Annotated in this window: 1 protein-coding gene; it reads right to left on the reverse strand. The window is 74.0% G+C overall.

The features are described from left to right. Positions 1–16: 16 nt before the first annotated feature. Positions 17–15,667: a type I polyketide synthase gene (locus tag AC07A4_RS37285; protein WP_478607883.1), complete on the reverse strand. Its 15,651-nt coding sequence runs from the start codon at positions 15,665–15,667 to the stop codon at positions 17–19. Between the last annotated feature and the right edge of the window lie 96 nt (positions 15,668–15,763).

Below are 15,763 nucleotides of genomic sequence, written 5' to 3' on the forward strand. Positions count from 1 at the left end.
TCCCCTCGTCCGCCATTTACAGCGCCTCCTCGAAGCGGTCGGGCCGGTCCGTGTCCGTGCCGGTGGTTGAGCCAGTGCTGGTGGTGTTGCTGGTGGTGCCAGTGCCGGTGTCCGACGGGGTCTGGAGCTCGCTGTCGAGCAGGTCGAAGAGTTCGTCGGCGGTCGCGCCTTCGAGGTCTTCGAGGTCTTCGAGCTCGCGCCCCGGCTCCGCCGCCGGGGCGGGGCCCCGGGCGGTGTCCCAGGTGGTGAGCAGGGAGCGCAACCGGCCTGCCACGCGGTCCCGTTCCGTGCCGTCGGCGTCGTCGCCCACGGCCTTCAGGGCGCTCTCGAGACGGTCGAGTTCGGCGTCCAGATCGCGGGGGTCGATCGGTCCCGCGGGCAGCACGGCGGCCGTCGTGGGCAGCTCTTCCGACAGGTACTCGGCGAGTGCCGCCGGGTTCGGATAGTCGAAGATCAGTGTGCTGGGCAGCCGCAGCTCGGTCTCGGCCGTGAGGCGGTTGCGCAGTTCGACGGCCGTGAGGGAGTCGAAGCCGAGCTCCAGGAAGCCCCGGCTCAGCTCGACGGCGTTCGCTGACGCGTAGCCGAGCACTCCCGCCACGTGCGTGCGGACGAGGTCCACGAGAATCCGGTCGCGCTCGGCACCGGAGCGGCCCGCCAGGCGGTCCAGCAGTGTTTCCGCGCGCACGGCCGTGGCGTCCGCCTCGGCGCTCCGGGCGCGCCGCACGGCGGGCCGGACGAGGCCTCGCAGCAGGGCGGGCAGCGCCTCCGACGGCTGGGTGCGCAGCGACGCGGTGTCGACGCGGAGGGGTACGAGGGCGGGGTGCTCGCTCGCCGGGGCGAGGTCGAGCAGGGCCAGCGCCTCCTCGGTGCCGAGGGCGAGGACGCCGCCGCGCGCCATGCGCTGCCGGTCGGCGTCGGCGAGGCTTCCGGTCATGTCGCTGTCCTGGGCCCACAGACCCCACGCCAGCGCCGTCGCCGGGAGGCCCGCGGCGCGACGCGAAGCCGCCAGAGCGTCCAGGAAGCCGTTCGCCGCCGCGTAGTTGGCCTGACCCGGGCCGCCGAAGACTCCGGACGCCGAGGAGAACAGGACGAAGGCGGAGAGGTCCAGGTCGGCGGTGAGCTCGTGCAGGTTGAGCGCCGCGTTGACCTTCGGCCGCAGCACGGTGTCGATGCGCTCCGGGGTGAGCGAGGTGACCACACCGTCGTCCAAGACGCCCGCGACATGCACGACCGCGGAGAGGTCCGCGCCCTTGTCCTTCAACAGCCTGGCCAGGGCGTCACGGTCGGCCACGTCACACGCGGCGACCGTGACCGACGTACCCAACGCGGAAAGCTCATCGCGCAGTTCGGCGGCCCCCGAAGCCTCCAGGCCGCGACGCGAGACCAGCAGCAGGTCCCGTACGCCATGGCGCTCGGCCAGATGCCGGACCACCACACGCCCCAGACCACCGAAGGCACCCGTCACGAGCACCGAACCCTCGCCCCACGGGGCGACGTCATCGCCAGCCGAGGCCGCGACGCGGGCCAGACGCGGCACGAACACCGCACCGCCCCGGACCGCCACCTCGGGCTCACCCGAAGCCAGCACGGCTCCCAGAACCGACTCATCCATGTCTGTGTCTGTGTCTGTGTCGACGAGGACGAAGCGGCCCGGGTGCTCGGTACGAGCCGACCGCACCAGACCCCACACCGCCGCACCCACCGGGTCCGGCGCACTCTCACCAGCGGCGACAGCACCTCGCGTCACCACCACCAGCGGCAACGCCTCATCGCGCTCATCCGCCAGCCAGTCCCTCACCACACCCAGCGCCTCGGCCAGACGCGACGACACGGCCTCGGGGCTCAGCTCGGCCCCGGCGTCACCGGCGCGCCACACCGTGACGGCAGGAACCGCCTCGGCCGACGCCAACGACTGCTGCCTCCACTCCACGTGGAAGAGGGAGTCCGTGTACGGGTTCGCGCCGCTCATCCGCTCGATGAGCTCCTTCGACATGGGCCGGAAGACGAGGGCGTCGACCGTGGCGACCGGAGCTCCGGTGGTGTCCGCGACCTCCAGGGACACGCCGTCCGTGCCGTTCGGCGCGAGCCGGACGCGGACCGTGGCGGCGCCTTCGGCGTGCAGCGTGACCCCGGTCCAGGTGAAGGGGAGTCCGCCGGTGGCGGGTTCCGCTTCGTCCGCCGCGCCGGAGGTGGCGGCAGCGGCGGCCCGGGCGTGCAGGGCGGCGTCGAGGATCGCCGGGTGGAGGCCGAAGGAACCGGCCTCCGTGTGCTCGTCGTCCGGCAGGGCGACCTCGGCGAACACCTCGTCGCCGCGCCGCCAGGCGGCACGCAGCCCTTGGAACACCGGCCCGTAGTCGTAGCCCGCCTGCGCAAGGCCGTCGTAGAGCCCGTCGACCGCCAGGGGCTGCGCGTCGCGCGGCGGCCAGGAGGTCAGGTCGTCGGACGCGGCGGGCGCGTCCGGCGCGGACTCGGTCAGGGTGCCGGTGGCGTTCTTGGTCCAGGCGTCGGCCGACAGGCCGTCGGCGGCGTCGCCCGGCTCGGGGCGCGAGTGCAGGCTGATGGGCCTGCGCCCGGTGTTGTCGGGGGCGTCGACGCGCAGCTGCACCTGGATGCTGCCGTGCTCGGGCAGCACCAGGGGCGCGCCGAGCGTCAGCTCGTCGAGTACGCCATAGCCGATCTGGCCGCCCGCGTGCACCGCGAGCTCGACGAACGCGGTGCCGGGCAGGAGCACCCGGCCCGCGACGGCGTGGTCCGCGAGCCACGGGTGCGTGGTGAGCGACAGACGGCCCGTGAACAGGTACCCGTCCGCGTCCGCCAGCGGCGTCCCGGCCCCCAGCAGCGGGTGCCCCGCCGAGGCGAGGCCCGCGGATTCCACGTCGGCGGCGCCGCCGGTCTGCCGCAGCCAGTAGCTCTGGTGCTGGAAGGCGTAGGTGGGCAGGTCGACGCGGTGCCGGGAGGCGACTGGGGCGTACAGCGGCGTCCAGTCGACGGTAAGGCCGCGCACGTGCAGCTGCGCGAGGGCGGTCAGGAAGGTGTCCGGCTCGGGGCGGTCCTTGCGGACAGCGGCGACGAGGCCCGCTTGCGCGGCCGGATCGGTGAGCGTGTCGTGCGCCATCGCGGTCAGGACCGCGTCCGGGCCGAGTTCGAGGAGCGTGGACGCACCGAAGCCGGTCAGGGCGCCAAGGCCGTCGTGGAAGCGGACCGCCTCACGGATGTGGCGGACCCAGTACTCGGGGTCCTTCAGCAGCCCCGGCTCCGCCAGCTCACCGGTGACGTTGGAGACCACCGGCAGCGTCGGCTCCTGATAGGCCAGCCCCTCGGCAACCTTACGGAAGTCCTCCAGAGCCGGGTCCATCAGCGGCGAGTGGAAGGCATGCGACACCTTCAGCCACTTCACCTTGCGGCCCTCACCCCGAAGGGACTGCTCCAGACCCTCCAGGGCCGTGCGCTCACCCGAAAGCACGATCTGGGACGGCCCATTGACGGCCGCCACACCCACGCGATCCGTCAGACCCTCCAGCAGCGGCAGCACATCCGCCTCCGCCACCTGCGCGGCCAGCATCGCACCACCCCCAGGCAGCGCCTGCATCAACCGACCGCGAGCAGCCACCAGCTGAGCCGCATCCTCAAGCGACCACACGCCCGCCACATACGCGGCAGCCAGCTCACCGATGGAGTGACCGCCGACGACCTCGGGGCGCACCCCGAAGGACTCGGCGAGGCGGTACAGGGCGACCTCGACAGCGAACAGCGCGGGCTGCGCATACCCCGTCTGCTCAAGCAGCTCCGCGTCGGTACCGAACATCACGCTCTGGAGCGAACGTTCTATCCACGGATCAACATGAGCACACACCTCGTCCAGCGCGTCCGCGAACACCTCAAACGCCTCGTACAGCTCACGGCCCATACCGACCCGCTGACTGCCCTGCCCCGTGAACACCACACCAAGACGGCCCTCAACAACCGACCCCGACAGGGGGGTGTCGAGACCGGTCAGGAAGTCCTCCCGGTCACGGCCAAAGACCACGGCCCGGTGCTCATGCAAGGCCCGCCCGGACAGCAGCGACCAGCCCACATCCACCGCGCCCAGACCAGCGTCAGCGGCAACGTGCTCACGCAGCCGCTCGACCTGCGCCGTCAGCGCCTCCGCGCTGCGCGCTGAGACCAGCCACGGTACGGCGGTCGCGGGCGCGACGGCCGACTGCACGGGCTCGTCCGCAGCGGCCGGAATCGGCGCCTGCTCCACGATGACGTGGGCGTTCGTACCGCTCACACCGAAGGACGACACACCCGCCCGACGCGGTGCCCCGCCGTCCCGCTCGGCCCATGTACGGGCCTCGGTCAGCAGCTCGACCGCTCCGGCCGTCCAGTCGACGTGCGTGCTCGGCCGGTCCACGTGCAGGGACTGCGGGAGCACGCCCTCGCGCATCGCCATGACCATCTTGATGACGCCCGCGACACCGGCGGCGGACTGGGTGTGGCCGATGTTCGACTTCACCGAGCCCAGCCACAGCGGCTGGTCCTCGGGGCGTTCCTGGCCGTACGTGGCGAGCAGCGCCTGCGCCTCGATCGGGTCGCCGAGGGTGGTGCCCGTGCCGTGCGCCTCGACCGCGTCCACGTCCGTGGCCTCGAGTCCCGCGTTCGCCAGGGCCGCGCGGATCACGCGCTGCTGGGACGGGCCGTTGGGGGCCGTCAGGCCGTTGCTCGCGCCGTCCTGGTTGATGGCCGAGCCCTTGACGACCGCAAGGACGCGGTGTCCCTTGCGGCGGGCGTCCGACAGACGCTCAAGGAGCAGCAGCCCCACGCCCTCGCCCCAGCCCGTGCCGTCCGCCGCCTCCGCGAAGGCCTTGCAGCGGCCGTCGGCGGCGAGGCCGCGCTGGCGGCTGAACTCGATGAAGGCACCGGGGTGGGACATGACGGTGACGCCACCGGCGAGCGCCAGGTCGCACTCGCCCTGCCGCAGCGCCTGCGCCGCGAGGTGCAGGGCGACGAGGGACGACGAGCAGGCCGTGTCGACGGTGACCGCCGGGCCCTCCAGGCCGAAGGAGTAGGCGAGGCGGCCGGAGATGACGCTGCCGGACGTGCCCGCCAGGAGGTAGCCCTCGACGCCTTCGGGGGTCTCCCGCAGGCCCGAGCCGTAGCCCTGCGACGACGCGCCGACGAACACACCGGCCTGGCTGCCGTGCAGGGTCCCCGGGTCGATGCCCGCCCGCTCGAACAGCTCCCAGGAGGTTTCCAACAGGAGCCGCTGCTGCGGGTCCATGGCGAGGGCCTCGCGCGGCGAGATGCCGAAGAACACCGGGTCGAACTGGTCGGCGTCGTAGAGGAATCCGCCCTGGCGGGCGTAGCTCGTGCCCCGGTTCTCGGGGTCGGCGTCGTAGAGGCCCTCCAGGTCCCAGCCACGGCCGCCGGGGAACGTGGACATGGCGTCCTCGCCCTGGGCCAGCAGCCGCCAGAGGGCTTCGGGGCTGGTGACGCCGCCGGGGTAGCGGCAGCTCATCGACACGATCACGATCGGGTCGTCGTCCACGGCTGTGGCGCGCGCGGCGGGAACCTGGCCCTTGGCACTCTCGCCGTCTCCGACCAGCTGTGTCCGCAGGTAGCCCGCGAGGACGGCCGAGGTCGGGTAGTCGAAGACCAGCGTCGTCGGCAGCTTCAGGCCCGTCGCGGACGCGATGCGGTTGCGGACCTCGACCGCCGTCAGCGAGTCGAAGCCCAACTCACGGAAGGCGCGCGTGGGTTCCACGGCCTCCGGGCCCGCGTAGCCGAGCACGGCGGCGGCGTGACCACGTACCAGGTCCAGGAGCTGGCGCTCCTGCTCGCCCGTCGTGAGACCGGTGAGGCGCGCGGCCCACTCGGAGCCGGGTGCGCCCTGCTGGCCCGCGCGGGCCGCGTCGGCCTCGGTCTCGGGCTCGGCGAGGGCGCGGCGCACCTCCGGCAGGTCCCCGATGAGCGGGCTGGGGCGCACGGAGGTGAAGGAGGGCGCGAACCGCTCCCAGTCCACGTCGGCGACCGCCACGAACGTCTCGTCGTACGCCACCGTCTGGGCCAGGGCCGCGACCGCGCGCTCCGGCGCCATCGCGGTCAGGCCCCGGCGCCGCAGGTGCTCCGCGCCCTCGTCCCCGGCCATGCCGCCACCGGCCCACAGGCCCCAGGCGACGGAGGTGGCGGGCAGGCCCCGGGCGCGGCGCCGCTCGGCGAGCGCGTCCAGGTAGGCGTTGGCGGCCGCGTACGCGCCCTGACCACCGCCGCCCCACACACCGGAGTTGGACGAGAACAGCACGAACGCGTCCAGTGCCTCGGAGTCGACAAGGTCGTCCAGGTGCGCGGCGCCCGCCGTCTTCGCGCCGAACACCTCGGCGACATCGGCCACGGACATCTCGTCCAGCGGCTGCGTCTGTCCGATGCCCGCCGCGTGGAAGACGGAGCGGAGCGTGTGTCCGCCCGTGGCCAGCTCGTCGAGGAGGCGTACGACCGCGTCCCGGTCCGCCACATCGCACGCGGCGACCGTGACAGCCGCACCTAGCTCCTCCAGCTCCGCCTTCAGCTCGACGGCACCGGGAGCGTCCAGGCCACGACGGCTGGTCAGCACCAGGTGCTCGACGCCCTCACGGGCCAGCCAGCGCGCCACGTGCCCGCCGATCGCACCGGTACCGCCGGTGATCAGGGCGGTGCCGCGCGGCGTCCAGCGCTTGGCGCCTTCGGGCGACTCCGACCGCTCCAGGCGGCGTACGAGGACACCGGAGCCGCGCACGGCGAGCTGGTCCTCATCGCCGACTCCGGCGAGGGCGGCGGCGAACCGCGCGCCCGCACGGGTGTCGGGCGCCGACGGCAGGTCGATCAGACCGCCCCAACGGGCGGGGTGCTCAAGGGCGGCCACCCGGCCGAAGCCCCACAGCTGCGCCTGCGCCGGGTCCTCGACCTGGTCGCTGCGGCCGGTGGACACCGCGCCCCGGGTCACCACCCACAGCTTGGCGGCGACGTCCGCGTCGCCGAGTGCCCCCACCAGTGCCAGGGTTCCGGCGAGGCCGTTCGGCACGCCGGAGTGCTCCGCGTGCACGGACTCCTCGAAGCCGAGCAGCGAGACGACTCCCGCGGGCTCGGCGACGGCGGCGTCCCGCAGCCGGGCGGCCAGCGCCTCGCGCGTGAACTCAGAGGCGGGTACGTGCAGTTCGACTGCCTCCGCGCCCGCTCGCGCCAGGGCCTCGCGCACTCCCGCCGTCCACGGGTGGTCGCCCGCGCTCTCCGGCAGGACGACGAGCCAGCGTCCGGTGAGCCCGGCCGTCGGCAGGGCGCTGCCGGGCACGGGCTTCCAGGTCACCTGGTAGCGCCAGCCGTCGACGGTGGACCGCTCGCGGCGCTGCCGCCGCCAGGACGACAGGACGGGCAGGACCGCGCCGAGGTCGGCGGCGGCGGACTCCCCCACCTCCAGTTCGGCGGCGAGCCCCGCCAGGTCCTCGCGCTCGACGGCCTCCCAGAACCGGGACTCCACCTCGTCCACGGCGAGCGGCGCCGCGTCGGCCGGGTCCGCGAAGTCAGGCCAGTAGTGCTGTCGCTGGAAGGCGTACGTGGGCAGGTCGGCGACGACCCGGGCACCACGGAAGAGCGCCTTCCAGTTCAGCTCCGCACCGAGCACGTGCGCTTCGGCGAGGGAGGCCGCGAGCCGGTCGGCGCCGCCTTCGTCACGGCGCAGGGAGCCGAGGGTGGCGGCCGGGCTGTCGGTGGCGTCGATCGTCGCCTGCACCGGGACGGTGAGGACCGGGTGCGGGCTCATCTCGATGAACAGGCCGTGGCCTTCGGCGAGGAGGCCTCGGGTGGCGTGCTCGAAGAGGACCGTCTGGCGCAGGTTGCGGTACCAGTACCCGGCATCCATCGGCGTGTCCGCGTCCAGCCAGGCGCCGGTCAGGGCGGAGTACACGGGTACGTCAGGGGCCTGCGGGGCGACCTCCGCGAGGGCCTCGGCTATCTGGGCCTCGATGTCCTCGACGTACGAGGAGTGCGAGGCGTAGTCGACGGGGATCGTGCGGGCCCGGATGTCCTGGGCCACGCACTGCGCGACCAGCTCCTCCAGCGCCTCCGGCTCACCGGAAACGACCACCTGGGCGGGTCCGTTGACGGCCGCGACCTCGATGCGGCCGTCCCAACCGGTGATCAGTTCACGTACGTCCTGCTCCGGCAGCGGCACGGACACCATGCCGCCCTTGCCGGACAGTTCGCGGATCGCGATGCTCCGCAGCGCCACCACACGGGCGGCATCCCTCAGCGACAGCGCACCCGCGACACACGCGGCCGCGATCTCGCCCTGGCTGTGCCCGACCACAGCGGCGGGCTTCACACCAGCCGCCTCCCACGTGGCCGCCAGCGACACCATCACCGCGAACAGAACCGGCTGAACCACATCGACCCGGTCGAAGCGGTCCCCGCTCAGCTCCTCGAACAGATCCCAGTCCACGAACTCCGACAGGGCAGCCGCGCACTCCCGCATCCGCTCAGCGAACACCGGCGAGGCGTCGAGGAGTTCGACCGCCATCCCCGCCCACTGCGACCCCTGACCCGGGAACACGAACACCGCGCGCCCGGCGGCCAGGGACCGTCCGGTGACCACGGTGGTGGCCGTGTCATCGCCGTCGGCCAGGCCCGCGAGTCCGGCGATGAGCTCGTCGCGGTCGCGGCCGAGGGCGACGCCCCGGTGCTCGAACCGCGAGCGGGCCACCGCCAACGTCCAGGCCAGGTCGGGAAGTTCGAGGTCGGTGTCGGTCAGGAGGAGCTCGCGCAGGCGGGCCGCCTGGGCGCGCAGGGCCTCGGGGGTCTTCGCCGACAGGGCCAGCGGCACCACGGACGTCAGCGGCGCGTCGCTGCCGGGCGTCTCGTGCGGCCGCGTCGGAGCGTCGGCGGTCGGCGCCTGCTCCACGATGACGTGCGCGTTGGTGCCGCTGACGCCGAAGGAGGAGATGCCCGCGCGGCGCGGACCGCCGCCGTCCCGCTCGTCCCACGTACGGGACTCGGTCAGGAGCTCGACGGCACCGGCCGTCCAGTCCACCTCGGGGGTCGGCGCGTCCACGTGCAGCGTCTGCGGGAGGACACCGTTCCGCATCGCCATGACCATCTTGATGACCCCGGCGACACCGGCGGCGGCCTGCGTGTGCCCGATGTTCGACTTCAGCGAACCCAGCCACAGCGGCCGCTCGGCCGAACGTCCCTTGCCGTACGTGGCGATCACGGCCTGCGCCTCGATCGGGTCGCCAAGGGTGGTACCCGTACCGTGCGCCTCGACGGCGTCGATGTCGCCGGGCTCCAGGCCCGCGCTCGCCAGGGCCGCGCGGATGACGCGCTGCTGGGACGGGCCGTTGGGGGCGGTCAGGCCGTTGCTCGCGCCGTCCTGGTTGACGGCCGAGCCCTTGACGACCGCGAGGACGCGGTGTCCCTTGCGACGGGCGTCCGACAGGCGCTCCAGGAGGAGCAGGCCGACGCCCTCGCCCCAGCCCGTGCCGTCGGCGGCGGCCGCGAAGGACTTGCAGCGGCCGTCGGCCGCGAGCCCGCGCTGGCGGCTGAACTCGATGAACGTGCCGGGCGTCGACATGACGGCGACGCCGCCCGCGAGGGCCATGTCGCACTCGCCCTGCCGCAGCGCCTGCGCGGCCAGGTGCAGGGCCACCAGGGAGGACGAGCAGGCGGTGTCGACGGTGACCGCCGGGCCTTCGAGGCCGAAGGTGTACGAGATGCGGCCCGACGCGACGCTCGCGGCGCTGCCGTTGCCGACGTAGCCCCCCAGGTCGTCGAGGCCGCCGGGGGCGCTCAGGAGGTGCGTGGCGTAGTCGTTGTACATGACGCCGACGAACACGCCGGTCGAGGTGGAGCGCGCCGTCGCCGGGTCGATGCCCGCCCGCTCGAACGCCTCCCAGGTGGTCTCCAGGAGGAGCCGCTGCTGGGGGTCGATGGACAGGCCCTCGCGCGGGGAGATGCCGAAGAACGCCGGGTCGAAGTCGGCGGCGTCGTACAGGAAGCCGCCCTCGCGCGTGTAGAACGAGCCGGGGCTCTCCGGGTCGGGGTCGTAGAGCGCGTCGATGTCCCAGCCCCGGTCGCCGGGCAGGTCGCCGATGGCGTCGACGCCGTCGGCGGCCAGGCGCCACAGGTCCTCGGGGGTGGTGACGCCGCCCGGGTAGCGGCAGCTCATGGAGACGATCACGATGGGGTCGTCGTCCTCGGCTGCGGCCGGTCCCGTGGCCTTGCGGGCCGTGCCCGCGGGCTGTGCCGCCGCGTCCGTGCCCAGGAGCTCTTCGAGGATGTGGCGGGCCAGGACGGTGGCGGCCGGGTAGTCGAAGGCGAGGGTCGCGGGCAGGCGCAGGCCGGTGGCGGCGGTGAGGCGGTTGCGCAGTTCGACGGCGGTGAGGGAGTCGAAGCCGACCTCGCGGAAGGCGCGGTCGGGCGCGATGGCATCGGCGGACGGGTAGCCGAGTACGGCGGCGGCGTGGCCGCGCACCAGCGTGAGGACCTCCTGCTCGCGGTCCTCCTGCGGCAGCGCCGCGACGCGCCGCGCGAGCGCGGAGCCCTCCTGCTTGTCCCCGGCGGCGGCGGTGCGCCGCCGCGGCGCGCGGACCAGGGTGCGCAGCAGCGGGGGCACGCCGTCGGAGGCGGCCCGGGCGCGCAGGCCCGCGAGGTCGAGGCGGACCGGCACGGTCAGGGCGTTGCCCGCCGCGTGGGCGGCGTCGAAGAGCGCGAGGCCCTCGTCGCTGGTGAGCGGGGCCGCTCCGGCGCGGGTCCTGCGGTCGAGTTCGGCCGTGCCCAGGTGGGCGGTCAGCTCGCTGGCCTGCTCCCACAGGCCCCAGGCGAGCGAGGCCGCCGGGAGGCCGTGGGCGCGGCGGCGCTGGGCCAGGGCGTCGAGGAAGGCGTTGGCGGCGGCGTAGTTGGCCTGGCCGGGGGTGCCGAAGACACCGGCGGCGGAGGAGAACAGGACGAACGCGGACAGGTCGAGGCCGGCGGTCAGCTCGTGCAGGTGCAGCGCCGCGTCCGCCTTCGGCCGCAGCACCGTGTCGATGCGCTCCGGCGTCAGGGCGGTGACCACGCCGTCGTCCAGGGCCCCGGCCACGTGCACGACCGCCGACAGTCCGGCGCCGGTGTCGGCGAGGAGCGCGGCGAGCGCGGCGCGGTCGGCCGTGTCGCAGGCGGCGACGCGGACGCGGGCGCCCGACTCCGCCAGCGCGGCGAGGAGTTCGGGGGCGCCGGGCGCTGCGTCGCCCCGGCGGGACACCAGGAGCAGGTCGCGCACGCCGTGCCGGGCCACCAGGTGGCGGGCCACGAGGCCGCCGAGGGTGCCGGTGCCGCCGGTGACGAGGACGGTGCCCTCGCCCCAGGCGGTGGCGTCGGGGGCGGTGTCCGGGAGCGGCACGCGGGTCAGCCGGGGCGCCCGCAGCGCGCCGTGGCGGAGCGCCAGCTCGGGCTCGTCTGTGGCGAGGGCGGCGGCGACCAGGGCGTCGGTCTCGGGCGTGTCGTTCGGGGCCGCGGGGTCGAGGTCGAGCAGCACGAACCGGTCCGGGTGCTCGGACTGCGCCGAGCGCAGCAGGCCCCACGCGGCGGCGGCCACGGGGTCCGGGTCGGTGTCGTGGGCGGCGACCGCGCCGCGCGTCACGACGGCGAGCCGGGACGCCTCGAACCGCTCGTCGCCCAGCCAGCCGCGCACGGCCTCCAGGGTCTGCTCCAGCAGGGGCCGGACGGCGTCGAGCGCGACCGGGGGCGCGCCGTCGGCGGACGGCGCGTCCGTCAGGAGCGGAAGGAGCGGAAGGAGCGGGAACAGCGGAAGGAGTACGGTCGCGGGCGTTTCGGCGCCTTCGTCGAGCGCGGCGGTGAGGGCGTCCAGGTCCGCGTACGCGCGCGGTACGGAGGTCAGGGCGCCGGTGGCGGTGCCGAGGAGCGCCGCCGACGCGAGCGGCGCGTCCGCGGTGGCCGGGGCGTCGACGGGCGTCCACTCCACCTGGAAGAGCGCGTCGAGGCGGGGGCCGCCGGTCAGCTGCTCCTCGGACAGGGCGCGCAGCGCGAGGGAGCCGACGGACACGACGGGCCGTCCGGTGGCGTCGGCGGCCAGCAGGGCCACGGTGTCCGTGCCCGCGGGGGTCACGCGCACCCGCAGGGTGGTGGCGCCGGTGGCGTGGAGGGTGACGTCGGACCAGGCGAAGGGCAGGTGCGCGCGGTCGGTGCGCGCGATGAAGTCGCCGAGGCCGATCGCGTGCAGCGCGGCGTCGAAGAGCGCCGGGTGCAGCCCGAAGGACTCGGTGTCGGCGCCCGCCTCCTGCGGGAGTCCGATCTCCGCGTAGACGTCGTCGCCCTGCCGCCAGGCGGCGCGCAGGCCCTGGAAGAGCGGGCCGTAGCCGTGTCCGTTGGCCGTCAGGCGCTCGTACAGGTCGGACACGTCGACGCGCTCGGCCCCCGCGGGCGGCCACGCGGCCAGGTCGGCGGTGTCGGCGCCCGTCTCCGCGGGGGCGGCGGGCAGCAGGGTGCCGGTGAAGTGCCGGGTCCAGGGGCGATCGTCGGTGTCGTCCTGGGGGCGTGCGAACAGGCTCAGCTCGCGGCGTCCGGTGCCGTCGGGGCCGCTCACCGAGATCTGGATCTGGACGGCGCCCTGCTCGGGTACGACGAGGGGGGCCTCCAGGGTCAGCTCTTCCAGGAAGCCGCAGCCGACCTCGTCGCCCGCGCGCAGGGCGAGTTCGACGTAGGCGGTGCCGGGCAGCAGGATCGCGCCGTCCACGGCGTGGTCGACGAGCCACGGGTGGGTCTGCGTCGAAAGGCGCCCCGTGAAGAGGTAGCCGTCGGCGTCCGCGAGGGCCACGGCGGCCCCGAGCAGCGGATGCCCGGCGGCGCGCAGCCCCGCGAAGACCACGTCTCCGGCACCCACCGGGGCCGCCTTCGGCCAGTAGCGCTCGCGCTGGAAGGGGTAGGTGGGCAGGTCGACGACGGTTCCGGCGCCCGGGAGGAACGCCTTCCAGTCCAGCTCGGCGCCGTAGGCGTGCGCTTCGGCGAGGGAGGCCGCGAGCCGGTCGGCGCCGCCTTCGTCGCGGCGCAGGGAGCCGAGGGTGGCGGCCGGGCTGTCGGTGGCGTCGATGGTGGCCTGCACGGGGACGGTGAGCACCGGGTGCGGGCTCATCTCGATGAACAGACCGTGGCCTTCGGCGAGGAGACCTCGGGTGGCGTGCTCGAAGAGGACCGTCTGGCGCAGGTTGCGGTACCAGTAGCCCGCGTCCATCGGCGTGTCCGCGTCCAGCCACGCCCCGGTCAGGGTCGAGAAGACCGGAACCTCGGCGGCCTGCGGGGTCACACCCGCAAGCGCCTCGCCGATCTGCGCCTCGATGTCTTCGACGTACGAGGAGTGCGAGGCGTAGTCGACAGGGATGGTGCGCGCCCGGATGTCCTTGGCCACGCACTGCGCGACCAGCTCTTCCAGCGCCTCCGGCTCACCCGAAACGACCACCTGGGCCGGGCCGTTGACGGCGGCCAGCTCGATGCGGCCCTGCCAGCCGGTGATCAGTTCGCGCACCTCGGCCTCGGGCAGCGGCACGGACACCATGCCGCCCTTGCCGGACAGCTCGCGGATCGCGATGCTGCGCAGGGCGACGACGCGAGCGGCGTCCTGGAGCGTGAGCGCGCCCGCGACGCACGCGGCAGCGATCTCACCCTGGCTGTGACCGACGACAGCAGCGGGCTTCACACCAGCCGCCTGCCACACCGCAGCCAGCGACACCATCACCGCGAAGAGAACCGGCTGAACGACATCGACACGGTCGAAGTGGTCGCCGCTCAGCTCCTCAAGGAGGTCCCACTCCACGAACTCCGCCAGCGCGTCCGCGCACTCCCGCATCCGCTCAGCGAACACGGGGCTGGAGTCGAGCAGTTCACGGGCCATGCCCGCCCACTGCGAACCCTGCCCCGGGAACACGAAGACGGGGCGGCCCGCACCGGTCACCGTGTGTCCGGTGACGGTGGCGGTGCCGGCCGCCGTGCCGTCGTTGTCGGCCAGGCCCGCGAGCCCGGCGATGAGTTCGTCGCGGCTCCGGCCGAGGACGACGCCCCGGTGCTCGAACCGGGAGCGTGCCACGGCCAGGGACCAGGCGACGTCGCCCGCCGCGAGGGCGGTGTCCGCGAGGAGGCGCTCGCGCAGCTGGGCGGCCTGGGCGCGGACGGCTTCGGGGGTCTTGGCCGACAGGGTGAGCGGGACCACGCCCGCGAGGACCGGGGCGGCGTCCGGGGCAGGCCGCTCGGCGGCGTCGGTGCGGGGCTCGGCCGCCGGTGCCTGCTCGACGATGACGTGGGCGTTGGTGCCGCTGACGCCGAAGGACGAGATGCCGGCGCGGCGCGGGGCCCCGCCCTCCCGCACGGTCCACTCGCGGGCCTCGGTCAGGAGTTCCACGGCGCCCGCCGACCAGTTGACCTCGGGGCTGGGCGCGTCGACGTGGAGGGTCTGCGGCAGGACGCCGTGGCGCATGGCGAGGACCATCTTCATGATGCCCGCGACCCCGGCGGCGGCCTGCGTGTGGCCGATGTTGGACTTGATGGAGCCGAGCCACAGCGGCTCGCCGTTCTCCGGGCGCTCCTGGCCGTACGTGGCGAGCAGCGCCTGCGCTTCGATGGGGTCGCCGAGCGTGGTGCCCGTACCGTGCGCCTCGACCGCGTCGACATCGGCCGCCGTGAGGCGGGCGTTGGCGAGGGCCTGCATGATGACGCGCTGCTGGGAGGGGCCGTTGGGGGCGGTCAGGCCGTTGCTGGCGCCGTCCTGGTTGATGGCCGAGCCGCGCACGACCGCGAGGACGGGGCGTCCGGCGCGGCGCGCGTCGGAGAGGCGCTCCACGAGGAGCATGCCGACGCCCTCGCCCCAGCCGGTGCCGTCGGCGGCGGCCGCGAAGGCCTTGCAGCGGCCGTCGGCGGCCAGGCCCTGCTGGCGGCTGAACTCGGTGAAGACACCGGGCGTGGAGATGACGGTGACGCCCGCCACCAGGGCCATGCCGCACTCGCCCTGGCGCAGCGCCTGCACCGCCAGGTGCAGCGCCACCAGGGACGAGGAGCAGGCCGTGTCGACGGTGAGGGCGGGGCCCTCAAGGCCGAGGGTGTAGGCGATGCGGCCGGACTCGACGGCGGCCGCGTTGCCGGTGCTCACATAGCCCTCGACGTCCTCCTCGGCTTCGAAGAGGAGCGGGGCGTAGTCCTGGCCGTTGGTGCCGACGAACACGCCGGTCCTGCTGCCGCGCACCGTCGCGGGGTCGAGGCCCGCGCGTTCGAACGCCTCCCACGCGGTCTCCAGGAGGAGCCGCTGCTGCGGGTCCATCGCGAGGGCCTCGCGCGGGGATATCCCGAAGAACGCGGCGTCGAATTCGGCGACGCCGTTCAGGAAGCCGCCGTGGGCGGTGGAGCTTGTGCCCTGCTTTCCAGCCGCGTCCGGGTCGTAGAGCGCGTCCAGATCCCAGTTGCGGTCGGTGGGGAGACCGGAAATAGCGTCGCGGCCTTCGGAAAGAAGGCGCCACAGATCTTCAGGACCGCCCACGCCGCCGGGGAAGCGGCAGCTCATCGCGGTTATCGCGATGGGCTCCTGAGCAGCGGCCTCGATGTCCTTCAGACGTTGCTGCGTCTGATGCAGGTCCGCCGAAACCCACTTGAGATAGTCGCGCAGCGTCTCTTCATTCGCCATCAAATGTCACCTGTTCAGGACGTGTGCCGCACCTGCTGGCATACAACGGACCTGTCCGCAGCCGTTTTCTCGATGACGCTATGAGGGCGCTATAAG

The sequence above is a fragment of the Streptomyces sp. NPDC043996 genome (genome assembly GCF_056435225.1).